19 protein-coding genes and 1 pseudogene are annotated in these 26,913 nt (G+C 42.6%); 11 read left to right on the top strand and 9 right to left on the bottom strand.

The features are described 5' to 3' along the window. Window positions 1-29: 29 nt before the first annotated feature. Complete coding sequence (locus A8L45_RS03015) at window positions 30-380, top strand: DUF3088 family protein (protein ID WP_068899087.1); 351 nt, start codon at window positions 30-32, stop codon at window positions 378-380. A 109-nt stretch (window positions 381-489) separates the two neighbouring features. On the opposite strand, the gene A8L45_RS03010 is transcribed toward A8L45_RS03015, so the two are convergent. Beyond that, a complete protein-coding gene (locus tag A8L45_RS03010) occupies window positions 490-789 on the bottom strand; it encodes a hypothetical protein (protein WP_068899085.1) in 300 nt (99 codons plus the stop codon). Between the two features lie 668 nt (window positions 790-1,457). Here A8L45_RS03010 and A8L45_RS03005 point away from each other — a divergent pair. From A8L45_RS03005 to A8L45_RS02995, 3 genes are all read left to right on the top strand, one after another. After that, entirely contained in the window at window positions 1,458-2,498 is a 1,041-nt protein-coding gene (locus tag A8L45_RS03005) for an AraC family transcriptional regulator (RefSeq protein ID WP_068899334.1), read from the top strand. Window positions 2,499-2,529: 31 nt separating this feature from the next. Continuing rightward, window positions 2,530-4,158, top strand: coding sequence for an AMP-binding protein (locus A8L45_RS03000; RefSeq protein ID WP_083228171.1), 1,629 nt, complete (start codon window positions 2,530-2,532; stop codon window positions 4,156-4,158). A 369-nt stretch (window positions 4,159-4,527) separates the two neighbouring features. Continuing rightward, window positions 4,528-5,001, top strand: coding sequence for a nuclear transport factor 2 family protein (locus A8L45_RS02995; protein WP_245680633.1), 474 nt, complete (start codon window positions 4,528-4,530; stop codon window positions 4,999-5,001). Between the two features lie 44 nt (window positions 5,002-5,045). On the opposite strand, the pseudogene A8L45_RS02990 reads toward A8L45_RS02995, so the two are convergent. Next, a pseudogene (locus A8L45_RS02990) lies at window positions 5,046-6,427 on the bottom strand (class II fumarate hydratase). A gap of 24 nt (window positions 6,428-6,451) precedes the next feature. Further along, the gene (locus tag A8L45_RS02985) at window positions 6,452-6,823 is read right to left on the bottom strand and encodes a hypothetical protein (protein ID WP_068899329.1); all 372 of its coding nucleotides are present in this window, start codon (window positions 6,821-6,823) and stop codon (window positions 6,452-6,454) included. 1,319 nt (window positions 6,824-8,142) lie between these two features. Here A8L45_RS02985 and A8L45_RS02970 point away from each other — a divergent pair. The 4 genes from A8L45_RS02970 to A8L45_RS02955 all read left to right on the top strand — a co-directional run bounded on the left by A8L45_RS02970 (window position 8,143) and on the right by A8L45_RS02955 (window position 17,085). Then, a complete protein-coding gene (locus tag A8L45_RS02970) occupies window positions 8,143-9,288 on the top strand; it encodes an efflux RND transporter periplasmic adaptor subunit (RefSeq protein ID WP_068899077.1) in 1,146 nt (381 codons plus the stop codon). After that, window positions 9,285-12,413: an efflux RND transporter permease subunit gene (locus A8L45_RS02965; protein ID WP_068899075.1), complete on the top strand. Its 3,129-nt coding sequence runs from the start codon at window positions 9,285-9,287 to the stop codon at window positions 12,411-12,413. Before A8L45_RS02970 ends, A8L45_RS02965 begins: the two co-directional genes overlap by 4 nt. Window positions 12,414-12,784: 371 nt before the next feature. Then, complete coding sequence (locus A8L45_RS02960) at window positions 12,785-13,939, top strand: efflux RND transporter periplasmic adaptor subunit (protein ID WP_068899073.1); 1,155 nt, start codon at window positions 12,785-12,787, stop codon at window positions 13,937-13,939. An 11-nt stretch (window positions 13,940-13,950) separates the two neighbouring features. Then, window positions 13,951-17,085, top strand: a complete 3,135-nt coding sequence (locus A8L45_RS02955; protein WP_068899071.1) for an efflux RND transporter permease subunit — start codon at window positions 13,951-13,953, stop codon at window positions 17,083-17,085. Window positions 17,086-17,212: 127 nt separating this feature from the next. Here A8L45_RS02955 and A8L45_RS02950 read toward each other — a convergent pair whose 3' ends face one another. Continuing rightward, window positions 17,213-17,497 (bottom strand): hypothetical protein, encoded by a 285-nt coding sequence (locus A8L45_RS02950; protein ID WP_245680632.1) that lies wholly within the window; start codon window positions 17,495-17,497, stop codon window positions 17,213-17,215. A 290-nt stretch (window positions 17,498-17,787) separates the two neighbouring features. On the opposite strand from A8L45_RS02950, the gene A8L45_RS02945 reads away from it, so the two are divergent. Further along, complete coding sequence (locus A8L45_RS02945) at window positions 17,788-17,988, top strand: hypothetical protein (RefSeq protein ID WP_068899069.1); 201 nt, start codon at window positions 17,788-17,790, stop codon at window positions 17,986-17,988. 416 nt (window positions 17,989-18,404) lie between these two features. Here the strand turns inward: A8L45_RS02945 and A8L45_RS02940 are convergent, their stop codons facing one another. Then, window positions 18,405-18,665: a hypothetical protein gene (locus A8L45_RS02940; protein ID WP_068899068.1), complete on the bottom strand. Its 261-nt coding sequence runs from the start codon at window positions 18,663-18,665 to the stop codon at window positions 18,405-18,407. A gap of 680 nt (window positions 18,666-19,345) precedes the next feature. On the opposite strand from A8L45_RS02940, the gene A8L45_RS02935 reads away from it, so the two are divergent. Next, window positions 19,346-19,687 (top strand): DUF1428 family protein, encoded by a 342-nt coding sequence (locus A8L45_RS02935; protein ID WP_068899067.1) that lies wholly within the window; start codon window positions 19,346-19,348, stop codon window positions 19,685-19,687. A gap of 21 nt (window positions 19,688-19,708) precedes the next feature. Here the strand turns inward: A8L45_RS02935 and A8L45_RS02930 are convergent, their stop codons facing one another. Continuing rightward, window positions 19,709-20,770, bottom strand: a complete 1,062-nt coding sequence (locus A8L45_RS02930) for an extracellular solute-binding protein (protein WP_139122292.1) — start codon at window positions 20,768-20,770, stop codon at window positions 19,709-19,711. Window positions 20,771-20,911: 141 nt separating this feature from the next. Continuing rightward, window positions 20,912-22,639 (bottom strand): chloride channel protein, encoded by a 1,728-nt coding sequence (locus A8L45_RS02925; protein ID WP_068899063.1) that lies wholly within the window; start codon window positions 22,637-22,639, stop codon window positions 20,912-20,914. Window positions 22,640-23,306: 667 nt separating this feature from the next. Between A8L45_RS02925 and A8L45_RS02915 the strand changes: the two genes are divergently transcribed. Continuing rightward, the gene (locus A8L45_RS02915; RefSeq protein ID WP_083228170.1) at window positions 23,307-26,042 is read left to right on the top strand and encodes a M4 family metallopeptidase; all 2,736 of its coding nucleotides are present in this window, start codon (window positions 23,307-23,309) and stop codon (window positions 26,040-26,042) included. Here the strand turns inward: A8L45_RS02915 and A8L45_RS23720 are convergent. After that, window positions 25,934-26,449 carry a DUF4136 domain-containing protein gene (locus tag A8L45_RS23720; protein ID WP_083228169.1) on the bottom strand — a complete coding sequence of 172 codons (516 nt, stop codon included), beginning with the start codon at window positions 26,447-26,449 and terminating at the stop codon, window positions 25,934-25,936. The two genes, A8L45_RS02915 and A8L45_RS23720, sit on opposite strands and share 109 nt — an antisense overlap. Before the next feature lie 144 nt (window positions 26,450-26,593). Beyond that, entirely contained in the window at window positions 26,594-26,785 is a 192-nt protein-coding gene (locus A8L45_RS02910) for a hypothetical protein (RefSeq protein ID WP_068899056.1), read from the bottom strand. Window positions 26,786-26,913 lie beyond the last annotated feature (128 nt).

Raw genomic sequence — 26,913 nt, 5'->3', positions numbered from 1 at the left:
TTTTTATTACACAGAATAAGGATTAGTGAATGAATACAATTTTATTTTTATTAAAAAGGGACTTTACGGATGAAGAACAAGGAAAAGGTAAGTTCTTTTGCCCATTTTGCCTCAAAGTAGAGGGCTTAATGGCAATGTTCCCAGAGATTCGACACGCAATTGAGGTCAGATATGTTGATTTCGACAAACCGCGTGCGAATTTGGCAGACTTCGTTGGTTCAGATAACCAAAGTTGTCCACATTTGATATTTCCTGATGGAGATGATCAATGGTCAGGGAAGTATTCATTAAAATCCGAAATGGGAATTGTTCACATCGACAGGACGAGTTACATATTGAACTACTTTATTGATCGTTTTGACTTACCAAGTGCCCATTAAAAAAGCGCCTTCCGACAGTTTTGAGGGAAGGCGTGTGAAAAACAAGTTACATCTGTATAAAGGCAGAGTGACTTGTGTTGCTCTGTTGTTGAGGTGAATTTTAAGAAAGCTAAAAACAACCCGCAAAAAGGGTATCTTTGGCTGATTCATCCACCTCAACCGTTTCTGTATATGGTAAACGTGCTCGCTGATTCACTCTTTTCACAGAGCCAATGTCGGCAGCCATATTTAAGTAAAAGGCAATGCCGTCTTTCGCACCAGCATGTGTAACAAGGTTGATTACGCCCTCCTGCTCACATATTTCAACATACTTCAAACGGAAAACCTCGAGGTCTCGTGTAGAAGTAAATGTTGGGATCCTACTGTCAAATCGATCGTAGGTATCCATAAAGAGTTTTAAATCTGTCATTAATATCCCCTAACATGACTGATGTTTTGATCTTTCAACACATCGTCATGACCGATGACATAGGTTATGTGCCTGTAATATGGCTCAAGTTCCAAAAAAATGTGATAAATACTCTAATAACTCTATAAATTTTGCTTATCAATAAATAAAATGAAACAAACAGCATATGATCGTCTACAATTTTCTCCCTCTCCAGAATTTATTTAAATTATGTAATGCTAATTTATGACATAAAATGCATAATAAAATTAGCAACAATCAATGTCGTCTGTTAAAGCAATGCAAAAACTCAAGTTAGTTAGCAGCACATTAATGCAATAAAAATTTTATCTGAAATTACGCATTTTATTAGTTAAATGACTCATATAAGGAACACATGTTTCACTATTATTTGAAAAATTATATTTTATCTCATTACTGAGTTTTTTTTAATTTAGAAATCCCTTATTGTATCCAAAGTTAATTTTTTAAGTTACATTTAATTGTTAATATCTTCATAGTCACACAATTTTATATGTTCGTCAGGTGTCACTCATAATAGGGTTACCACTGATATAAAATTGTGAACATTAAGCAGCTTTACTCTATGCAGATATCAAATTTACGCTGGGTTATTAATTAAAAAATAAATTTAATTAACTGTAGAACAGTATTTAAAAACTATGGCTATGACAGAGAATTTCACAACGATCAGCGGCTGGATAATAACGCTCACCCGTGCTATTAATGCGAGCGGTTTAGATGCTGGGCTTTTGTTTGATAAGGCGGGGATAAATCCTTCATGGGTTAAAGACCCAGACAGAAGGATCGATATTGAATCGTTCTCTAGATTAATAGAATACTGCAACAAAGAGATTCCAACGCGAGATTTCTCCACCAGAGTTGGCAAATATTTTCACCCAGGAATGTTTCATGCCCTCGGATACTCAATGATGACATCCAGTAATCTGGATGATGCGTTTAAACTCATTATTACCTACCAGAAAATCTTGACAGACGGATGTCGTTTTGAAATGACAGATCATGGATCTTTTGTCAGCTTAGAATTAAAAGTAGAAAAGTACAGTATGACGCAGCGTAGTGTGATGACACAGGAAGTAGTCGAATCATTCTTGGCAGTGATCATTGAGTTTACGAGAAGCCTTATCCACGAAAAATTTGATATTACCAAAGTGGAGATGGGTTTTTGTGCATCTTCAGGGCTCGATGATTCAACGTACTTAGAAACATTTTTTGATTGTCCAATTGAATTTGGCCACTCTGATACGCGAATTTTTTTCAAAAAATCATATCTCTACGAGTCACTTGCCGTATCTAACCCTGTGATAAACCATGCGCACAAAAGCGTGCTTGATGATTTTCTCAGACGGGTTGAGCGCCATGACCTTACTTATTTGATAAAACAAGAAATCTACAAATCGTTAGCTTTTGGTGCGCCATCTCAACAGGAGATAGCAAAGAATCTCGGCATGAGTATAAGAAACATGCAACGAAAGTTGTTTGAGCAAGGTACAAACTATAAAGAGATACTTGAGGATACCCGCCACTCACTTGCAGTCAGTTACATCAAACAGGCTCACCTAAGCTGTTGTGAGATTAGCTATCTGTTAGGATTCTCTAACGTTGGTAACTTTAATCGGGCGTTTAAGCGCTGGACAGGAAAGGCCCCGGGTAATTACAGGAAAATATATATTCAAACGGAAGTGTGACCTGTTCTAGTTGCGAATAGGTGGCTGTAGGATGGAAATAACGATGCGAGCTTATGAGACGAATAGTGATATTTTTGAACTGAGCGGAAGGTACAATAACCTCGCCGATCTCTTTGAGTACAGTATGAAAAAATACGCGGACTCAATCGCGTACTACACACTGGATGAAGAGGTCAGCTTTCGTGAAGTCGATGTCAGAAGTCAGGCCATGGCCGCTTGGATCCAAGAGCACAGTGCGTTAAACCCCGGTGATAGAGTTGTTGTCCAACTGCCCAACTCATTGGAATATGCAATTGTAAATTATGCATGCCTCAGAGCGGGTATGGTGTTGGTCAATGTCGGTAATGCTGCTGGAAAAGAAAACCTACTTGAGCCGTTGATAGATTCCGGTGCCAAACTAGCGGTCGTATCATCGTCAAATGTTGATGAGCTTGTTACTCATATAGAGTCAACATCGCTCAGTGCGATCATCGCGGTGGAATTCGATTCCTCATCACCTGTTCTGATTGATGAAGGAAGATCAGAAGTCACGTCGTATCAGAGGGCGATGGCTACAGGCAAGGAATTAGCACTTTTCCCTCGGCAATCCAGGCTTGATGATGTCTGCCTCCTTCAGTACACCGATGGTGTGTCAGGAAAGATGAGAGGAGCTTGTCTGACGCATCGGAATATCATGTCTAATACACTTCAGATCATGGAGCGTGTGGGCCATGTACTTGGTAAAAATTGCGAGACAGTTGTCTGCCCCATACCCTTTCATCACATATCAGCATTTGTTGTTAATTTCGCTCTGACCTTCAGCTGCGGTAATGCCAGCATCTTAATACCAGACGCATCGGATGTTGACCTATTCATTAATACTATAAAGCCACATAAGATCACTTGCTTTGTTGGGTTGAGTTCAGTCTTTAAAGCGCTTGTTGAGCATCCTGAGTTTCGTAATATTGATTTTAGCCAGCTCAATTCATGCTTTTGTGGTGGTTTTCCGCTTTCAGTAGCTGTTGCCGAGATGTGGCGTTTGCAAACTGGTGTACGGATCACTGAAGGCTACGGATTAACTGAGGCTGCAATGCTTGTGTGTTTGAATTATGCTGGCAATGAACAGCTGGAGACTGTCGGTACCGCTCTTATCAATACCATGGTTGAAGTCTGGGATGAAAACGAAAAGCCTGTTAAAGATGGAGAAGTGGGGCAGATAGTGATCAAAGGACCTCAACTTATGAAGGGTTTTTGGGAGAGCGCACCTGACGGTGAGCTTGTAAATCAAGGTATTTTTACCGAGTCTGGCCACTATTTGACGGGTGATCTTGGACTAAGGCGCCCAAATGGTCACCTGAAGTTGTTAACCCGTAAAGACGAGTCAATATGGGTCAATGATGTCATGGTTTATCCACGCGATATTGAAGATGTTCTCATGAGTTACGAGGGTATTGCTGAAGCTGCTGTCGTTGGAGAAAAAGGAGGACACAAAGGTAATATAATTCATGCATTTGTGATAACTAAGCCTATTTTTCCTGGTAAAAACGCTTTATATGAATATTGTAAGGACATGCTCTCAGAATCAGCAATACCAGATAAAATTACGATCACGGATAAACTGCCACGCTCCTCATTTGGAAAAATACTACGTAGGAAACTTATCAAAGCTAAAGAAGACTAGATATTCGAGTTACGGAGTTCATACTTTATTTGGTGTTTAAAATGATAAAAAAATAATGTGATAAGCACATTGTGATGTTCTTAGTGATTTTTAATTTCTTATATGAATAATATCCTTGCCTCTCGATTCTTGTCAGTCTTTTAGAATATAACCCTTCATTCCCCTCTCAAAAGTTATCTTTGTGAAAATCAATCATAATACAATAATTAACTATGTTATAAATTTAATAAATCATTGATTTAAATGATTATATTATGATTATTATAATTTTCAAAATAGTGAGTTATTAAAAATGACTCTTACTTTTAAATGATGGATCACTATCATGAGAACAAGATTAAAAAATAAAAGCTAACTAAGGATAGAGTAATGAAAACGATTAATCTTGTATCTGTATTTTTTATTACACTGGTATCACTAACTGCCAGCGCAATGCACCATTCTGCTAATGAAAAGAATATTATATTAATAAATGACTATTTCGCTACGCTCGCATCTGGTGATATGAAAAAGTTCTCTAGCTTTTTTGCAAAGGATGTTGTCTGGCATCAGCCGGGAAAAAATAAGTTCTCTGGACCCAAACAGGGATTCGGTGAGATTGGTGCGATGGTCGGCGGAATGATGCAAGATACTAAAGGCACATTTGTTGTTAAACAGACTGGTCAGCCGATGGCAAACGGTGATCTTGTCTCTGTGCATGTCACCTTCACTGGGAGTAAATCGGGAACTAAGGTCGATATGACCGGGCATGATTTGTTCAAAATTCAGAACAACAAGATAGTTGAAGTGTGGCTTTTTTCTGAAGATCAATCGGCTGAGGATAGTTTCTGGGACCACAAATAAAATAAAAAAAGTAGCTGCCTAATGGGCAGCTACTGAATATAAGATTAATTTGCAATGCCGCCTTTGGTTAATTTGTTTGGGTCGAGCAGTGCTTCAAGCTCAGCTCTAGGTAAGTCAGTCTCTTCTTCAGCTACGTCAATGATTGGTCTTTGTTGTTTATAGGCTTTCTTAGCAATTTCTGCTGCCTTCAGGTATCCGATAACCGGGTTCAATGCAGTAACAAGAATCGGGTTTTTTGCTAATGCGACATTAAGGTTGTCCTGCCTGACGGAGAAAGTTGTAATTGCTTTATCCGCAAGGCGCTTAGCACTATTGCTCATTAGCGATATGCTTTGGAGAATGTTGAAAGCAATAACTGGTAGCATGACATTTAACTGGAAGTTCCCTGACTGACCTGCGATGGTTATCGTGGTGTCGTTGCCAATAACTTGTGCGGATGCCATTGCCACAGCTTCCGGGATAACAGGGTTAACTTTACCCGGCATGATAGACGAACCTGGTTGCAGGGCTTCCAGCTCTATTTCACCAAGCCCGGCGAGGGGCCCAGAGTTCATCCAACGCAAATCGTTTGATATCTTCATCAAGGCGACTGCTAGTGTTTTAATTTGACCAGAGACTGAGACGATAGCATCCTGGCTGGACAAGTTATAAAAGAAGTTGTGGCTGGCAGTAAATGCCACACCTGTAAGGTCAGAAAGTTCTTTCGCGAAGTGTCAGAGAAATCGCTATGTGCGTTAATACCTGTACCTACCGCAGTTCCACCCTGAGCCAGCGCCTCTACATGAGCAAGACTCGCTTCGACCCCGTTACAGGCAGCGTCTATCTGCGCTTTCCAACCGAGTAATTCTTGAGCCATGGTTACAGGCATAGCATCCATCAAATGCGTGCGGCCAGTCTTTACCACTTCAGACAGTTGTTCTGCTTTTTCTTCGAGTTTCTGACTTAAATAGCGTGCGGCTGGGAGTAGGGATTGTCGAACGCCAACAGATGTGCTGACCTGAATAGTTGTCGGGATCACATCATTACTGCTCTGGCCCATGTTTACATGATCATTCGGACTGACAGACTCTCCAAGCCTTTCACTTGCTAATGTCGCAATCACTTCATTAGCGTTCATATTGGAGCTGGTTCCGGAGCCTGTCTGGAAAACATCGACAGGAAATTGGTCTAGGTGAGCGCCTTCCAAAATAGTCTTACAGCTCGACGTTATGGCATCAGCTATTTTTTGATCTAACAGCCCAAGCTTTGCATTCGCACTGGCTGCTGCAGACTTCACACTGACTAGAGCATGAATAAATGTTTGCGGCATGACGAGATCACTGATGGCAAAATTATCAACAGCTCGCTGTGTTTGAGCCTGATACAGTGCATTTTCAGGGACTTCTACTTGTCCCATACTGTCGGTTTCTACCCTATACTTCCCCATGTATTAATTCCTTATTAATTAGTTTTAAAACCGCACTTTTTGCAGGTCATGTTGCATTGACAAAAAACGTTCTCTCCCACCATCAACATCGTTATAAAAACGTTTGAGGGCAATTAATGGCCCGTGAATATGATCGAGGCAAAGACGACGAAAAGTATCCGGTCTTGATGGATCACCGATTGCTGCGAGCATGTTGTAGTAGACTCGCCGTAAGAAGAGTTCTTCTAGTAGTAAATTAGTTTGTGGACCTTCGATGCAATAAAGACCAGTAAGATTGAGTGCGGCAGAGATATAGCCAACGATGGTGTCATACTCAAAACCAGGTGCGCAATCTTGATGGAGGAAACGTTCTTCCTCAGAAAAAAATGCAAGATACAATGACGTTTGGTCGGCCATGACGATATACTCAGCTCCACTCAACAATGATAATCATTATCGTTATCACGTGGCGCTTTTCAAGTTAGAGGTATGTTAATGAGCGATAAGAGGCAAATTTCTTTCTTAATGCGCCAAAAGACGAGTGTTGTTGTGAGCGGTGTTTACGTTGTCGGATGGAGGGTAATGTACTGAGAGGAGTTTTTACAATTCATCAATCGTTTTTGAGTCTAGTCGTAGTGTGGTAACTAAGGTTAACTCGAACGAAAGCAAATCTGTCGTTTTGGTGTTTTCGATAGCACTACTTGTAAAATCAGAAGGTGCGTGTTGCCCACATGCCGTGTTATCAGGCTACCGTATACACTCCGTTACAGCATTGACTTGGTCTTGCGTCAAACGAAGTTTGGAGCGACCCATTTTGCACTTGAAGTTTTCTAGATTATTCATATGAGTAACGTCTGAAACCCTAGCACCAGTTTTGTTGCGAAGGTTGTCGGCGATGTGGCAGTCGGTCTTGTCGTTATTGTCTGGTTTTACCGGTATATCGGAATAATTTATTTTGTTACAAATACTTATTACATTTTTTATAGACATTTACAGTCCCTATGAAACGCAAAAAAAAGTTGTTGCACTCATATACAACTAATAGCTTATTTATCGTATCAACAGTCCGTTTTTAACAATAAAGATCGTACTCGCTATGCATGATCCTGAAGCATGAATAGTGCAACATATTTGAGAAAACTCACTCGAACACAGAATTCACCCTCTCAAAAATAGAATTTTGTTACTGCTAAAGATTTGCTGTGACTAGTTATTATTGGTGCATGCATTACAGGCCTTCATATGTGCTTTTGACTCTCATTTAGTTCCATATTTATCTGACAATCACTTCGGTTGCATATTAGTTTTAAAATCTTGTTTATACAACTGACCGTATTGCGTTCAGTGGGAGTCAAAACGTAAACGTGCTGGAAAAGCTCAAACACATTAAAAACGTTATCACACTGTCACTGTGCTTCTTGCCCCGTTCTTGTCATCGGATGACAGTTTTTATTTGGTTTTTTACTGTGCACATTACGATGTTTGCCAGTGTTTGTTCCTTGTTTGGCGTATTAAGACTCAAATTCACGTCCACAAAGAATGCTGTTAGCTATATTTTTGTTATTGATAAAAAAATCTATTCTTTCATTAATCAGAGTTCAGATTACAAAGTGGTGTTGATTCCAAATCAAGAGAAACCATATGCAGAAGATCTTTGGTAGAAATAATCAGTTAGCACTTCAGCGTTGTGTACCTCAAACCGTGTGACGCTATGGTCGAGAATCAGGGGTTAATGGATGCCAGTAAACATGTTGCGATGGTTATTACCGATCATAGTCTTGTCTGTTTCCATCGCTGGCTACCAGTGGATGACGGAATATGCCGAAGATACTCCGGCGCAACCCCGCTCTTTGGTTGAGCCCTCAGTCAGTACTGAAAAAGCTAAGATCATCAACCACATGGTCACTATTACCAGCTTTGGCGAAGTGCGGTCTTCGGAGTCTACGCATATGTCTGCGCAAGTTTCCGGTGTGGTGAATAGCTTGCATCCGAAATTTGTAGTTGGAGGTATTGTTTCAAAGGGAGAGGTTCTGTTTACGATTGACAACAATGACTATCAAGCGGCTGTTCTTGAAGCCGAAGCACAGCTTGCAACCGCTAAAGCGGTTTTGATTGAGGAACAGGCAAAAGCAAAGGTTGCTGCCAGGCAGGCTCTTACAATGGATAAAGTGAAAGTCACTGCACTTTTTTTGCGAAAGCCGCAACTACTGAGTGCAAATGCCCGTGTAAAGTCCGCTATGGCAGGCCTTAGCCGCGCAAAAAGGGATTTGAAACATTGCGATGTGCTTGCTCCTTACAATGCATTGGTGATGTCCCGGACGATAGGTGTCGGTCAATTTATCAGTAAAGGTTCTCAAGTAGCGTTGCTAAATAATGTTGAGACTGCTGAGGTCCATGTTCCAATTCCCGGTTTTGACAGTCAGTTTTTACCGGACCCATTAGAAGATACCGAGGTCTCTATCACGTTGGATAATATCAATCGCCAAGTTATTCGCCGTGGAGAAATTGTTCGAAATTTGGGCATAGTGGACAGTAAAACCCGTATGACAAGACTCGTGGTGAAGCTTGACGATCCCTACTCAATCAATTCGCAGTTGCCACCGATTCAGTTTGGCTCATATGTCACAACGAGTTTCTCTGGTCTGCAGCTCGATCAGGTATATAAGGTTCGTCAAGAGGTACTCACAGATGGCAAAGTCTGGGTCGTGTCTGATGCTGAGAAATTGGATGACAGAACGGTTACTGTTATTCATCAATCAGGAGAATATATTTATATCAGAGGTGACCTAACGCCCAACGAACGATTGGTTCTGACCCTTCCAGATTTTCCTCAAAAAGGTATGAAAGTGAACGCCATACCAACGACCGAGCTGTTGCCATGAAAGATTCTAGTCAAACCGGGCTCATTGCATATTTCGCCAAGAATCCGGTCGCGGCAAATCTAATGATGTTGTTCATTGTCGTGATTGGAAGCCTGAGCTATATCGGTATCCAACGGCAGATGTTCCCCAATATTGAGGTGAATTACGTCACTGTGCGGGCCTATCTCCCTGGTGCTTCAGTGACAGAAATAGAAGAAAGCATTGTTATAAAAGTGGAAGAGGCAATAAAAAACCTCAATGGAATAAAAAAAGTTGTATCTGAGGCTAATCGGGGTAAGGCATCAATAGCGATTGAGATTGATAAAAATCAGGATCTCAATGCCATGTACGATAGGATCAAAGAGGAGGTGGATGCGATTTCCTCTTTTCCTACTGATATGGAGACATTGATTGTCACAATGGCAGAGTTTAAGCAGGACGTTCTGCAGCTCCTTGTCGTCAGCCCCAAACCCTTGTTTGAGATCGTTGATTTAACCCGTGACATCGGAGACGAGATTCGACGCCTACCACACGTAACAGATGTCAGCGTATGGTCTCCAACCCCAGAGATATCGGTGGAAGTGACACCTTTGATGCTGCGAAAATATGGATTAACCCTTTCGCAGATAAGCCGTGCTATTCAAAATTACTCTGCGAATATTTCTGCTGGTCAGGTTAAGACTCGAAGAGGTGTGCTTTCTGTCAGAATTGAAGGACAGAGCACTGATGCTTCCTCACTAGGAATGATTCCAGTGATCATTGGGGAAGGCGGAGCTTCAGTTCTGCTAAAAGATATTGCAACGATTAAAGATGGTTTTACAGAGCGGGAGCGGTATACCAAGTTCTCGGGTGATAATGCAATTTCAATCAGTGTCCACGCATCCACCAGTGACAACATGATTGATATAGCGAACAGTGTTAATGAATATATAGGAAGAAAAAACCGAGAGTTACCCCCTGACTTTCGTATCGAGACAATCGTTGATATGACCTATTACCTCAATGCTCGTCTGGACATGATGCTCACAAATCTTCTTCAGGGAGCTGCACTTGTTGCGCTGCTGCTTGGCATTTTTCTCAGAGTTAAGCTGGCATTCTGGGTCATCATGGGCCTACCGGTCAGTTTTTTGGGTGCGGTCATGTTGATGCCACTCTTTGATGTCAGCATCAATGTAGTGACGTTATTCAGCTTCATTATGGTGCTCGGTATCGTGGTCGATGATGCAATTGTCATCGGTGAGAGTGCCAGTGCTGAAATAGAGAAAAATGGCAGTGGTGTAAATAATGTTATTCGAGGAGCAAGACGGGTTGCAACACCAGCAACGTTCGGTGTATTAACCACTATAGCTGTTTTCACCCCCTTTCTTTTTTCAACGGGGAGCAACAGTACCTTCTTTTTCGGGATTGCTACTGTGGCGATTCTGTGTCTGGCCTTCAGCCTTATTGAATCAAAACTAATCTTACCTGCTCATCTGGCCCATATTAAATTCTCGCCGATAAAAAGTGGTGGGTGGCGTGACAGATTCAACAAACGTTTCTTTCGTTTTGTTAATGGTCCCTTTCGATCATTACTGACGAGCTGTATTCGTTGGCGCTGGTCTGTACTGTCTGTCTTTATAGGGCTATTGCTTTTGACTGTTGCCCTGATTATCGGCAACTTCGTTCGATCTACGTTAGTGCCAAAAGTGCCTCATGATTATCCGATCATCGAAATCACCATGAGTAATACGGTATCCAGCGAGCAGACAGTTGAAGCGACAAAAAAAGTTGTTGGGGTTGTTAAAGAGGTTGATCGCCAAATAGAAGAAGAAACGGGATTAAAATCTATCCAAAGCATATTTGCCTTTAACAAGGGAGTAAACGAAGCGACGATTGTGACTGAGCTGGCGGATGAGAGTGTTCGACCGTTAAATGCCTTTGAGCTGGCCCGGCGATGGAGAGAGGCAATGCCTCCAATTGCAGGGGTGAAGTCGTTGGTGATCGTCGACACGGTAAATGCTGGTGGTAGGGTAGGTGATGATTTCGGCTTTTTATTGTTCGGCGATGATATCAATGATCTCAAACATGCTGGTAGGCTTCTGATGTCACAACTGTCCAACAGGGAAGGGCTGTTTGATATTTCGTCTACGGCTGATTTCAACAGCCTTGAAATTCGTTTGGAGCTGTTACCCGTCGCTTATGACCTTGGCTTGAATCTGCAGAATGTCGGCCAACAGGTCAGCGAGGGATTCTATGGCGGTGAGGCGCAACGCCTTAACAGGGACGGTGAGGATATACGAGTGATGGTCCGCTACCCACGTGAAACCAGAGACTCTGTTGCATCTTTGAATTATGCAGTGATCACTACGCCGGACGGAGAGCAGGTTATGCTGGGTGATGTAGCCAGGATAAGTTTGGTGCCCAGTGTCAGTGAAATCAGGCGTGAGAATCGACTTCGGGGAATTTATGTATTTGGTTCTATTGATGAAGCTACTGTGGAACCCAAGGCAGCGGTAGATGCCATTAAAAGAGACGTTTTACCCACCTTGCAACAACGCTTTCCCGGAATAACATTGGAGCTGAGTGGTGCGATAAAAGACCAGCAAGATGAGCAGAACGAACAACTGGTTTTTTTCGTCGCTGCAATGATCATGGTTTACATACTTCTTGCCGTTCCGCTTTCGAGTTACTGGCAGCCCCTCATCATTATGTCGGTCATCCCCTTTAGCTTCATTGGGGCCATATTTGCGCACTATTTTCTCGATGTCGCCGTAAGTATGACATCGAGTTTTGGTCTGGTTGCAGCAGCGGGTGTAGTCATTAACGACTCATTAGTAATGACTGATTTTATTAACCAGATAAGGAAGAAAGGAGTATCTATCCGTCAGGCTGTCGTTGAGGCAGGTTGTCAGAGGTTTCGTGCAATAACACTTACATCTGTGACTACTTTTGCGGGTGTTTTACCTATCATGTTTGAAACCAGTCTGCAGGCGCGATTTGTCATACCCATGGCGGTTTCACTTGCCTTTGCTGTGTTGTTTGCGACATTAGTAACGTTGATTTTAGTTCCTTGTCTCTATCTTATCCTCGACGATATTTCTTCAATTTTTCGTTTCTCTACCTCAGAAAAAGTAAACGCTGTGGAGGATAATAGCTTGCACGAGTGACAGTCAATGTCGTCCGACATCTTTATTTGATTACCTTCTGAATCGTTAGTCCATTACGGCCGTCCAATAGAGTAATATACCTAATCATCTGCTACACAGCCCTCATTAACCTTTATCTTGTTTGAGTGCAATGTTCATCGCGGAAAATAACCTCGAAAAAAGTTAGCCATTGCTCGTAAAACTGGCATATTTACTCACTTCCCAGCTATTCAAAACTGTTATATAAGTTGCAAAAAGTATAATAACGCATCGATAATGGGACGATATTTCTTTGAAAACGGTTCAAAGATTGAACTAATCAGCCAAATATCTGATTTTTTTGACAACTTTGTTCGTAACAGAAAATAACTTTAGTTCTCTGAGGGATGATAATGATAACCAAACTATTCCGCTGGCTGTTACCTGTGTTGATATTGATCGGCTCTTTTGGTGCATATTCAGCGTTGGCTAAAAATAAGCCTGAGCCAGAAGAAAAGAAAGAAACACGAAACGAGCCAACTGTCAGCACAGAAGTCATTTCAGGCATTGACCACAATGTTCAAATCACTGGTTACGGCGAGCTTACTCCTCTTGAAGCCACACAGCTTTCCGCACAGGTTTCTGGTGCGGTAACGAGTTGGCACCCAAATTTCGTTGTTGGCGGTATCGTTAAACGCGGTGAAGTATTGTTTTCTATCGAGAAAGCAAACTATCAGGCGGCAGTGCTTCAAGCCGAAGCGAGTCTTGCAAGTGCTCAGGCAACGCTTGTTGAGGAAAAAGCAAAAGGTAAGGTAGCAGCGAGCCAAGCTAAATCGCTTAATAACAAACAAGTGACAGACTTGTATCTACGTAAACCCCAACTGCTGAGTGCCCAAGCGAATGTCAAATCTGCTCAGGCAGCGTTGAAACGTGCAAGGCGCGACCTTGAAAAATGTGATGTTGCAGCGCCGTTTGATGCGCTAGTGGTGTCACGTGACATTGGTGTTGGCCAGTTTATCAGTGCCGGATCACGCGTAGCCGTGTTGAACAATGTTGAAACTGCAGAAGTACAGGTGCCAATTGCTGGTTTTGATAACAAGTTTTTACCTGAAAAAATTGAAGGTATCTCAGCGACAGTGACCCAGAAAGGCGATGTTGAGCGCGTTAGGCAAGGCACCGTTGTTCGTGATCTTGGCATTGTCAATTCAGCGACCAGAATGACGAGCGTTGTTGTGCGCGTCGACGACCCCTACGGACTGAATAGCAAAAAAACACCACTCAAGTTTGGTTCTTTTGTTGAAGTGTCTTTTAACGGCCAGCGTTTAAATCATGTATTCAAACTACCACAGGAACTGGTTAGCGATAATCTGGTTTGGATTGTCAATAAAGACAGCCAGTTAGAATCTCGCAAAGTGAAAGTAGTGAGAGAGTCTGGCGAGTTCTTCTATGTGCAATATGGTTTGGAAGACAATGATGCACTTGTGCTCACTGTGCCTGACTATCCATCAAAAGGTATGCCAGTTGTTGTTGCTTCATCCGATGATGCGACTGATACCAAGCTTGACTAAGGTGGTATTCGATGGAAACGAATAAAGAAAAAGGGCTGATAGCCTATTTTGCTAACAACTCGGTAGCGGCAAATCTGCTGATGATTTTTATCCTCATCATCGGACTTATCAGTTACTTTACGATACAACGTCAGATGTTTCCGAACATCGACCTTAACTACGTCAGTATCACTGCCTCTTATCCGGGTGCATCGCCGCAGGAAATCGAAGACAGTATCTTGATAAAAATCGAAGAGTCGCTGAAAGATGTCACAGAAATTAAGAAAATGACATCGCGGGCTAGCAGGGCCTCTGGCAGCTTGCAGCTTGAGATAAACACAGATGCTGACCTTAAAGAAGTACTCGACAAAGTAAAGCAAAAAGTAGATTCAATCTCAGGCTTCCCATCGGCTATGGAGCCCATTTCCGTTACTCAGGTTGAATTACAGCAAGATGTTATCGAGCTGGTTTTGGCAGGTGACAGGGCGACTGAAGAACTTAAGCCAATAGGCAAGGAAATAGAGAAAGAACTGTTACAACTTAACAATGTTTCTATTGTCGAGTTCAATGCACCTTCAGAAGAGGTGGCTATTGAGGTCGAGCCCGATACGCTCAGGAAATATAACCTCACATTAAATGATGTGACGACTGCAATTCGACGTTACTCTTCGAACTTTTCAGCGGGTCAGGTCAATACTAACAACGGGTTGATCTCAGTCCGTATTGAGAACCAGTTTTACCGTGGTGAAGAATTTGCAAAAATTCCAGTAAAGTTGGGACCGAATGGTTCGAAGGTACTGTTGCGTGATATTGCCACCATCAAAGATGGATTCACTGAAGGTGACCGTTACTTCAACTACTCTGGCCAGAATGCGATTTACTTTTCTGTAAAAGCAACTGCTTCGCAAAACTCGATAACTGTTGCTGATTCAGTGAAAAAGTACATTGCGCAGAAGGAGGGTGAGCTTCCGCGAGGCCTGTCGCTGGTTCCTGTAGTTGATATGACTTACTACTTGAATGGCCGTCTGGACATGATGCTCAAGAACCTTCTCCAAGGTGCCATTCTTGTCGCTATTCTTTTGGGGATATTCTTGCGTCTGCGACTGGCTATGTGGGTAATGGTCGGGCTTCCGGTGTGTTTCCTTGGCGCAATTATGTTTATGCCAGCTTTCGGCGTTACGATAAATGTGCTTAGTTTATTCGCTTTCATTATGGTGCTGGGTATCGTTGTCGATGACGCCATTGTAATGGGAGAGAGTGCATACACGGAAATCGAGAAAAATGGCGGTGGCGTTGATAATGTTGTTCGGGGTGTGAAGAGAGTTGCTACGCCTGCAACATTTGGTGTACTGACATCGATAGCCGTTTTTGCTCCATTTATGATGGCCAGTGGACCGCAAGGGCAGTTCTTTGCGAGCATCTCTGTAGTGGTAATTTTGTGTCTGACCTTTAGCTTGATTGAATCGAAGTTAATTCTTCCTGCACACTTGGCACATACAAGATTTTCACCCGTCAAAGAGAACAGCTTCAGGGCTAAATTTAACCGCGTTTTCTTTGGATTTGTTAATGGTCCGTACCGTCGTTTTGTAACTGCTTGCATCAAGTGGCGTTGGACAACTTTCTCAGTCTTCGTAGGCTTACTTCTTATCAGTGCTGGATTGATTTCATCCGGGAACGTTCGGTTTGTGCCAAGCCCAAAAATCCCTCATGACTTTCCAAGCATCAGAGTGACAATGAACGATACTGTGTCGAGTGCACAGACACTGGATGTAGTTAAAAAGCTTGAGTCGATTGTGTCTCGTGTAGACAAAGAGACTGAAGCAGAGACGGGCAAGCCAATGGTTGACGGTGTCTTGTCATTCACCCGGGGTCGTAACCAAGGCACTTTGGTCGTGAAGCTCGTAGACGAGGAGCTCCGTCCCTTAGATACCTTTGAGCTTGCAAGACGTTGGCGAGAACAAATACCTGCGATGCCAGGCGTCAAATCACTGACCATTCAAGATTCATTGATGGGTGGTGGGGACAGTGGTGACTTTGGCTACATGCTTTTTGGTTCAGATATCGAAACACTCAATAGTGCCGGTTTAGATCTGATCGCCTCTCTCCAACGTCAAAAAGGCCTGTACGATATTTCCTCGAGTATCGATACCGGCAGCAAAGAGCTTCAATTATCCCTTAAGCCAGTTGCGTATGATTTGGGCCTAGACCTGTCAACGGTCGCTCAACAAGTTGGTGGAAGCTTTTACGGGGGAGAAGCTCAGCGTCTCTTACGTGATGGCGAGGAAGTGCGGGTTATGGTCCGCTATCCGAAAGCCGATCGTGAAGCATTATCCGCACTTCGTTACACCGTCATCACTGTGCCCAATGGTAGTAAGGTGATGTTGGGTGACGTTGCGAATATTGTCGAAAAACCGGGGGTTAGCTCGATTCGTCGTGAAGGTGGTTTCCGTTCAGTTTATGTTTACGGCTCAATCGATGATCAGGTTGTTGAACCTGGCGAGGTTGTGAAAAATATTCGCGAAAACATACTCCCTGATCTAACGGCTAAGTTCCCGAGCGTGAAGACAGAATTGAGTGGGTCGGTGGAAGAACAGCAAGCTGAAATGGATCAGCAAATACTGTTCTTTATTGCGGGTATGATTGTTGTTTACATTCTGCTGGCTGTACCATTAAAAAGCTATGCTCAGCCATTGATTATCATGTCGGTAATCCCATTCAGCTTGACTGGCGCTATATGGGGGCATTACTTCTTTGGCATTGATATGAGTACTATGTCTGTGTTCGGTCTTATTGCTGCTGCAGGTGTTGTTATCAATGACTCGTTGGTCATGACTGACTATATCAACAAAGCCCGTGCCAGTGGTCTGTCGGTGAAAGAGTCTGTTATTGAAGCGGGTTGTGCGCGTTTCCGTGCAATATTGCTGACATCAATTACAACTTTCGCGGGTGTCTTACCGATAATGTTTGAGACGAGCCTGCAAGCAAGAATCATTGTTCCGATGGCAGTAGCGCTTGGTTTTGCAGTGTTGTTTGCAACATTCCTAAGCTTAACACTGGTCCCTTGCCTATATCTTATGCTGAAAGATATTGGCGATAAGTTCCGAGGCGTAGGTGGTGTTACTAAGCTATTCCGTAAGAACACACCGAAAGAATCGGTAACCGTATGATACTGAATAATTGATAATTCACACTCAACGAAAAAAGCAGCCATTGGCTGCTTTTTTTATGCGGTTTAAATACGGGTAAAGGCAAGGAGAGGGCGGAGAAAGCATGACATCATGGGAATAGCCATATTCACATGCACTGCGCCAGTTGTCCTTTTTTGGTTGCTGCCATAACACAACCACGCTCACTGTCCGTTGCCGCCTGACATTGCGACATGAGAGTAGCGTTATCGGGTGCCATACTTCCTAACACTTGCTTGGCGTGTGCAATAACTTTACCGCACTGGTCAACCGCTATCGGGGGGTGGTCTGAACACGCTGTCAAAACGGGTATAAAGACTAACGTCGTAGCAAACAGAAGAGCTTTTGTTGTTCTGGATTGGTTTAACTTTGTATCTAATTTTTGTTTTAACATTCGGCGAGTCCCCAAACAATATATCTTGAAACTTAAGGGTAGGGTGTTCAAAGAAAAAACGCGAAATTGTAATTGGTACGACATTTACTTTTCACTTTTCATATTCGTCAGTGAAATAAAAACAAATCTGTAACAATTGTGTAGTACGTCAATCAATCAACTTGTATTACTGACTAATCCCATTGATAATCATATAGATATTTCAATTTCTTTTAGACTGAGATCTAAAAACTATCAGTGGTGCGTATTACCACCAACGTTCATACGATTTTATTTAATGAGTGAATAAAATGAGCAACAACGAATTAGTAAAAGACCCGGTAGTGCAGATGCTACTTGAAGATGTGAAGAAATATTTGAGTGGTGATAAAAGCATCATGGCTGAAGCCAAGCGATCAATCTCGTTGCTTCGCAAAGAGTATGATATTGGGCCATGGTTCATTTGTCAGTCCTGTGAGGCTGAGTTGGCACAAGTAAGTGAAATTTGGTAACGAGTAGAAGCGTACGACCCGTGAAATATTATCCTACACATTTTTACTTAGTGCCGATGAGTATAATAGAAATATTGCTCCCATCAATCATCTACATTTTCACTAGACCCAATTTAGCCTATTGCATTGCACTCACCAAAACACTCTTTTACGTTTAAGCACAGGGGGTATTTGATAAACCGACATGCAGCTCTAAAAGTTAACCGCACATTTTCTAATGATGGAATACTTGGTCAGTAATACACGAATATTCCACTTTTGACTTTAAAAGCCGTCAGTGAACACAACAAATCATAATGAGTATTACGCATCTTTCTCTTCAACCTAATACTATTGAGTGATTAGTTGGCAGCACTGACGTACTTTGCAGTAAAACTACTACCAAAAAAGATAGCGTTTCACGTTATTTTCCCTTTTTACACTTCTTCCCATGGCATATCTGGGAGAAAATCTAAGTTCTCTTCATAGCGTTTGTGATTGAATTCAGCATCATTTTTCACGACGTCGTAAACTTCGACCATTAGAGCGCACGCCATGTATTCAATCGCCTCTTCCCGACTATGCCCTGTCATTCTCAGTCGCATCAGGGTTTCAGTGACTTTTTTCGGATTATTGTCTGCCAACTGATTTTTAACGATTTCGACTAGCTCCTCGCCAGTCATTACTTTTTCTTCCATTTCTATCTCGGCTAGTTGTACTTGGATACAAGTTGAAACACTACAGTTGCTCAGCTTTGGTAGGTCCAGTTTTTATTGCCCTTTCTTTGAACGAGAATTGAGGCTGTCATTCTAAAGACATTTAGCTGACGTGAACTGTGGCATCGAACCTTGTCTGATTACGTTGCAGATAAATCAGAACATGTTTACCCATTCTCTGTAAAGGGGGATGTAATGCAGTGGTCAATAATTGTGCTTGGTTTTCACGGAGACAATCAAAACACTCTGTTTTTAATGAGAGAGAATCAAAAGCGATGAAAAGTAGCTAAAGAATTCATTTGATATTTCTTGGTGTTTTCTGACGGTTTTTGACAAATTATCAATTTGTGATCATTTGTATGACCTCAATTAATCTCTGAGTATCCGAAGGTGTGTTTTGTAATTACTCTCGATTTACGGGCAATATCTATCTCTTAATTGTTTTTTGAAAAGTCTGACCAGTGTAGAGAGAGAATTTCATAACTCTACTGTCTCAATAATGGGTCATCGTCATAGTGGTGAGTCCAAGATAATAAATCAAAATACTTCCGGTTCGAAGCTTAGCCTTCTTTTAGATGCATGAGGTTACATAGAATTACTGATGTTTTCTGATTAAAGGAGCTATTCGAAAATAAAAAAAGCTACAAATAAGGAAATTATTTATGATTTATGTCGATGGATTAGTCACTGCACTACCAAAAGAGCTTTGCCAGTCTTATATGGACTGTATCAATGATTCTGAACCCCTTGTTCGTAAGCATGGCGCTTTGAAAGTTGTTCCAGTACAGGATGACCGCCTCGAAAAATACCTCGAGCCAGAAGATTTAAGGGCTGATAGAAATTCCATCGTTTTATTCTGGATCATCTGGCCTTCGCATGAAATTCGCCGCTTGGGAATGGCGTCGGTGCTGTCTGATCCCCGTCTTGATGATATGGTTAATCCAAGTGTTTTTCATGGAAAGAGAATAGAAGTCACTGAGCTTGATCAATACACTTGCCATTAAATGAGTATTTGGCTGACGCCGTCAGCCGCCATCATTAAAAGTCAGTAATTTTTCCTTTAGCCACTTTTTGAATTTTTCCTGCCGAATACTTTTTGTCGCCACGAACCAATCACTGTCCTGAATTAATATTCTTGTCCCTTCAGTACTGGTCCTAAACTGTCGATTATTTTTGTTTTCGGTTTTAATCGCGGTATAGCGAGTTGGATGGGCAAAACGTGATTTTGCCAACTTAGACATTGGAATGGGCAATGTTGCATAGGTAATAAACTTCTTTGCATTCTGGATCCTGACACTTTGCGAGGAAATGGCCCAAACAAAGGGAACACGGAGTTTTCCATCATTTATTGTTGAAAAAGGGAGGTGTTTAACCAATGGAGCCAGCTCACTGTCATATCCGCTACTCATTGTTACTTCACCCGATAAAAGTAATTCTCTGGCCTCTCTTGCATCCTGCCACCAGACAATATGTTGATAGATGTCGTCGAGCTTCTTTAGTGCTAAATCAATACCCCGTTCTGTGCTGAGTAAAGGATAAACTTGCTGGGTAGGTACGCCTTGTGCCAGAAGTGCCCATTCTAAAAGTGTGTCCGGCTTCTTCTCTAGTCCTCGCTTTCCCGGAAAATCGGTCACATTGAAGAAATCATCTATTCGTTTGGGTGGCCTATCTCCGAAGGCTTGTTCATCGAAGGCGATCAGTGTGGTGACATATTGGTGAGCAACAGAGCATTTTCTTATCGTCCGTGGCGCAAAGTCCTGCTCGGCAGAGAAGTCACCGATTGGTTTGAGAACATTACTGACTTCCAGAATCCGAATAACGCCTCCTTCGCACGCTGTTATCGCCAGCGTCTCAGGCATTTCTATTACGTCCCAGTCGTGGTCAATGGTTAGTTCACGTTCAGAAAGCAGTCTGTCATTGTGAGAGCGGAGGGATATATAAATGTCTGTCTCAGTGTAAAAAGGAGTAATAATAGTCTTTTTGAGTGTGTCATTATAAACGCCGCCACGGGAGGCGACGACAAGTGAATCTGCAAATAGAGGAAAGGCAAATAATAGCGCCAACAAAGTAAAAACGCGGATAGTCATACCGAAACTGTTAAAACATGACACTATTAGCCTAGTTCAAACTTAACCTTACGCTATTCTCATTTATCTGGCAGAAAATTCGCTCCCCATTGACGCACCTAGATATGTGGTCATTATCGTCATGTGGCCTCATTATTAAATTTATGACGATGCACGTTCCTCTTTCTGAATCATATGAACAACCCGCATGTACGCAGATATAACATCTGCTTCAGTTACCACAGCGATCAGTTTACCTTCATCATCGACAATGGGGACAGCATCACCAACAAAGCCTTCTAGGCTTTCCATCGCTTGCCAAAGTGTTGTAGAGGTTGAGAACAATAATCGCGGCGAGTGAAGACAATCTTTCAAATGAGCGGAAGACGTGGCTGTTGGTCGGAGGGTACCGAGGAATTTGCCATTATTCTCGATGATGTACACCTCACTCCAAGGTGACGAATCCAGTCTATTGAAAATGTTTGTCAAAGACTCATCGATGCAGGCTATTGGAAAATCATTTCTCATTACATCTTGCACTGTGGTTGTCTGAAGAATCGCTTGATCTCTACCTTCTGCGAGATTGAAGCCGCGACTGAGTAACTGGCTATCAAACAGCGAGCGCCCATAGACCTTAGCGACAAGCAAATTAGAAAATACGACTGAAACCATGGCAGCAATTGTGAGTTCGTAGTTTCTGGTCAGCTCGAATACGATGAGAATACAGGTGAGTGGTGCCCCGATCACAGGGCTAGTCACTGCCATCATTCCACATATCGCATAAACGGTAATGCCTGAGTTGATTAGCTCGAAGACGTCGTTGATCAGCATCCAATTAAATGCGCCAAATAAAATACCAATTAACAGTAAGGGGCTGAATACACCTCCAACAAAGCCGAAGCTGATACATAAGACAGTGACGACTAGCTTCATCAACATGATTGATAGTAATTCAGGTAACGAAAATGCGCCTTCAATAGTGGCAAACCGCATTGTTTCAGTGCCAATTCCCAGAATTTCTGGAACAAGCAGTGCGCAGCAGCCCAGAATCAGTCCGGCCAATGCTGGCTTTATAAATAAGGGTAGAGGAATTGACTTAGCCCACTTTTGACCATGAAGCAGCGATGAAATGAAAATCAGGGCCAAGCAGGCGGAAAACAGCCCAAGTAGAACAAATAGTAGAAACTCTACTCCATGTTCAACGCCAACAAAGTCGACTAAAAATAACGGTTCAATGTCGAATGTGAAGTCAGAAAAAATATAGCTAGCGGCAGATGCGATGGTAGTAGGGGCAAAAGCGCGCATTGAAAAGTGGCGTAGGATCACCTCATGTGCAAATACCAGTCCGGCAATTGGAGCACTGAAAGCTGAAGAGATGGCGGCGGCAACGCCGCAGGCAATCATGATATTACGAGTATCGTCAGAGGTTATCTGACATTTTCGTATTATATTGCCAACCAGAGCACCCAGATATACTAAAGGTCCGTACTGACCAACAGACGCCCCACAGCCGAGAGAGATAATAGAAGCCAAGGTGGACACAACACCTGATCGGGTATCAGGTAGTTCTTTATTAAGTTGTACAGCTAAAATAGTGTCAGGTGGTCCAAGGGGCCGTTTCTCATTTGACAGATAATGAAGTAAAAGGCCAGTGAGCAGACCACCAAGTGTCGTGACTGTAATAGTCACCACGGAAGAGAGGAGGACGGAATAGTAAAGTTTTACGCGGCTTATTGGAGAAATGTAGAGATAATCGTTCAGCCATTGTACGGCTGCAACAAAACCCGTTGCCACGGTGGATGTTAACACACCGATCACCATGGCCATTAATGCAAGGGCTGTGACCTGATAGGCAGTCGCTGTATTTTTAGTCGTTGGTTGAGAACTCAAGGTCTTAAATTTGCCTTCATATCCGGTCGGTTGCTAGTCATTTTTCCTCCCGATTAAGTCAATAGAGCCAACCAAATATTTAAATAATTGTTTTTATTTTAGATTCTATTAATGAGTATTGTTTATTGATATGGAGTTAGCAGGTTCTTTTTTAATTATGTAGTTAGACTGCGCTATTTGGCTCGTATTACATACTCCTGAGTTGAACGAAGTAATCATCTATTACTTTTTAGCGTTCACTTTCTTCAACATTTCCTGTTTAACGCTTCGTCCAATTCTGTCTGTAAACACCGAGTTGGCATAAAAGTATCTCTGTATTGAGCCGTCAGAGTGCAAAATGATTTTTTAATGCCCCGGCTAAGACCGGCCAACATTAACAATGTACAGAACACATTGATGCAGACGAGATTGCTGCACGACAAAAATGACAGTTTGCTTTTCTCACGCTTTTGCGGATATCCAAGAGATTTTGAACTTCAATTGTCAAAAAGTTTAACCGTGGTTCTACTCATTTAGCAGAAATGTTCAATAGAGAATGAACCCTAAAAATCTATCTCATTAATAAATCACAAATATAAAAAATAATTCAGAAGATCCTTTATTGAGCGGTATTTTTTGACCACGATTAATGCGAGTGACTTCAAAAATTTTATTGGTCAGGGGTAACATGAAAGAAAGGATACTTTTCACTGCCGCAATACTGTTCCTCGGCCACATTCCCAGCGTAACGGGTGCGTCAATGCAGCCCTTCACTCAATCATCACTCCTCCCTGATGCATCTCAACCGCTGAGTGCATTTCTGAAAGGAGAACAAGATGGCTTCAGACTTCATCGGATCGTTACCTTACCCAATGGCAAAACAAAATACGTGCATCAGCAATATTTTCAGGGTGTCAGAGTAAGAAATGCACGGGTGATTTCTGAATTTTCCACTGGACGTCATGCACAGCTGCAAGGAAAAGCGCTTCAGGACATAGAGATGACTCCTTTTGATGCATACCCATCTATCAGTGAGGATCAGGCTCTTGCAATGAGTCGCCAGGGTAAAGCGGGTGTTCCACTCAGACCTTATAAGGAAGTCGAAAACGAGAGAAGTGAGCTGGTGATTTGGCTTGATGAACAAAATAAACCACGACTGGTCTACGTGACTAACTTTTTTATCCCCGGCAGAAAACCTTCGCGACCTTACGCGATAATTGATGCAAAAACGGGTGAAGTACTTAAGCGCTGGGAGGGGTTAGCTCATGTAAGCGGTCGAGGCCCTGGTGGCAATGCGAAAACGGGACAGTATTATTATGGCATTGACTACAGCGCCTTTGAGGTTCAGAAAACGGGCAACAAATGTAAAATGACGAACGATTATGTGTCGACGGTAAATCTTAACCACGGCACAACGGGAAGCACACCTTTCACTTATGACTGCACTGATAACACTAACACCAATACGTACAAAGAGATAAATGGTGCTTACTCACCACTGAATGATGCCCATTTCTTCGGCAAACTGGTGTTTGATATGTATCAGGATTGGTTCAGCGTTGCACCCCTTTCCTTTAAGTTGGTAATGAGAGTGCACTATGGCAATAACTATGAAAATGCATTCTGGAATGGCAGCTCAATGACCTTTGGTGACGGCGGATCGAGCTTTTACCCCTTAGTGGATGTAAATGTATCTGCGCATGAAGTCAGTCATGGTTTCACTGAACAAAATTCAGACCTTGATTACTATGGCATGTCCGGTGGTATCAACGAGGCTTTTTCAGATATCGCGGGTGAAGCCGCCGAGTTTTACTGGAAAGGCAGTGTTGACTGGACAGTGGGTAGCGACATTATGAAATTGGCCGGAGGTCTGCGATATTTTATCAACCCCTCCGACGATGGGAGGTCTATTGGACATGCCAGCCAGTATTCGGAAGGTATGGATGTGCATTATTCTTCAGGTGTTTTTAATCGTGCTTTTTATCTCTTGTCAGAGGAATATGGGTGGGGAGTACAGAAAGCCTTTGAAGTTTTTGTGCGAGCAAATCAGCTCTATTGGGACTCCGGCACTGATTTCGATGAAGGGGGGTGTGGTGTAAAAAATGCAGCCAGTGATTTAGGTTACGAGACAGCAGATGTTGAGGGGGCATTCAATCAGGTTGGTGTTTACCCATGCCGACAAATGACGACGCTGACCAGTGGCACGCCTGTTTCAGGCCTTTCAGGTGGTGCAGGGGAACAACTTCATTTCAGCTTTTCGTTGCCATCCAATGTGAGTAACGCTTCCCTGAGACTGAGCGGAGGCTCAGGCAATGCTGATTTGATACTCAAATACAATCTGCCGCCGAGTGGAGCAGACTACGACTGTATTTCTGATACCAGTAACAATGAAGAGTACTGTGACGTTGTTGTTCAGGGGCCGGGGCAATATTACGCCATCATTTCTGGTCAGCAGGCTTTTGATGCAGTCACAATCCAATTGGATACCGTGCTTTTACCACCGCAAGTGCTGCAGGTGGACTCTCCGTTGACGAATATTTTTGGTACAAAAGATGACGAGTTATTTTATTCGTTCACGATTCCACAGGGACAGACATCGATGCGTGTGGAAACCAGTGGTGGCAGCGGCGATGCCGATTTATATGTCAACGAGGGTAGTCAACCCTCAAGAACGCAATACGACTGCCGACCATTTCGTTTTGGTAATAACGAGGAATGTATTGTTACCGGTGTACCAGGCACGGAATTTTACGTCATGTTACATGCGTATTCGACTTATCAAGGAGTGACGCTGTCACTTATTAATTATCAGGAAGGAGAAATTGAATCATCGGCAATGTCAATTACATCTGGTGAACCCGTAACAGGCCTGAACGGAGTGAGCGGAGATAAATTGTATTTTGTTTTCAATCATGATGCTTCAGCTGCAACAGAGTCTCTAAATCAGGGCTTGCAATTCTCGCTTGCTGGCGGAAGTGGCGACGCAGACCTTTTCGTAAGAAAAGATAAAGCGCCAACTTTATCTGAATATGATTGCCGCTCGATTCAATTAGGCACTTCGGAGAGTTGTCATATCGAGCAAGCAGAAACGGCGCAATACTATGTCATGGTGCATGGCGCAAGTGGCTTTTCTGATGTCACGTTACAGGTAAATAGTCATGGTGATAGTCAAGACATCCCTCCCACAGAGTCGTCTGGAGGTGGTGGGGGAGGCAGTGTTGATAAACTCATGACTCTACTGTTGCTATTTTCATGCTTCGTGTTGTTCAATCACCAACGGAACACACTAATATCAAGACACTTATTTTCAATTCTTTATTTGGTTTTTTTGTGTGGTACCCGAGATAACATTTTACCGAGAGTTTCCGCAATTTGTTCTGGATCTTCATATTTCTTGATGGCTGGTCGGTCGCGTAAGCGCTGAGCGTGATAACGCCAAACGACACCTTGGGATTGAGGCTCGATCAGCTCAACATATACCTCATTGACGATTTCGACATGTGTCTTGAGGGGAGTAATTGTTGGTCGATCGGGATTGCGGAAACTGTGTATTTTTCTTGGTGGATAAATCGTGGTTTGAATGCGTTTTCTCACTCCCGGTTTGACCCACAAATCTGTTTTATGCTCATCCAACTGCAATCCTTTTTCAGCCATGGTTTGGCGGACTTGGTTATGCACTTTCGGGTGCGATATAGCCTGTTCACTGGCATGACTCATTAGGCTGTAGGTATTAAATGGTAAAAGTGAAAAGTCATCACAATAAATATCAGTTAAGCTGGTACATCCCTTCAAAAAAGGCACACTCAGAAAGAGTACGACAAGATTTTTCATTCCCTAGTTTGTCCATAAATCCATTTATACTGAGGGTAGCAGCAGGCATTTAAAACAAAGTGTAAGAGAAGAAAGAAAAAGAAAAAATAAAAGGCTCACTGGGAGCCTTTGCATGACTGGATGTAAGTCGTGAAGTGAACAGCTTTAATAATACGTTTCACAGCCTTCATGGAGTTGGGGTTGGTGTTGGATTTCGTCGCACGGTACAACAAAATCGGCATCTCCATCTAGCTGATTTATGACAACAGTTTTGTCACCGGTGTTAATCTTGGTCACACGGCCTACACCTTTCTGGCACTCAACCAACATACCGATTTCAAATTCATTAACGTTCATTATAAACTCCTGAATTTGCTGAACATAATAGTCCGGCTGCATTTATCAAATGGTCGTAATCTGTGTCTAAAGCTACGCTTTCGTGCTGGTACTTGTCACATTAGTGACATTGTAATTACGAATTTGAT

This window comes from Veronia pacifica (assembly GCF_001707825.1).
Lineage (GTDB): Bacteria > Pseudomonadota > Gammaproteobacteria > Enterobacterales > Vibrionaceae > Veronia > Veronia pacifica.
This window is presented reverse-complemented; position numbering and strand designations above follow the sequence as displayed.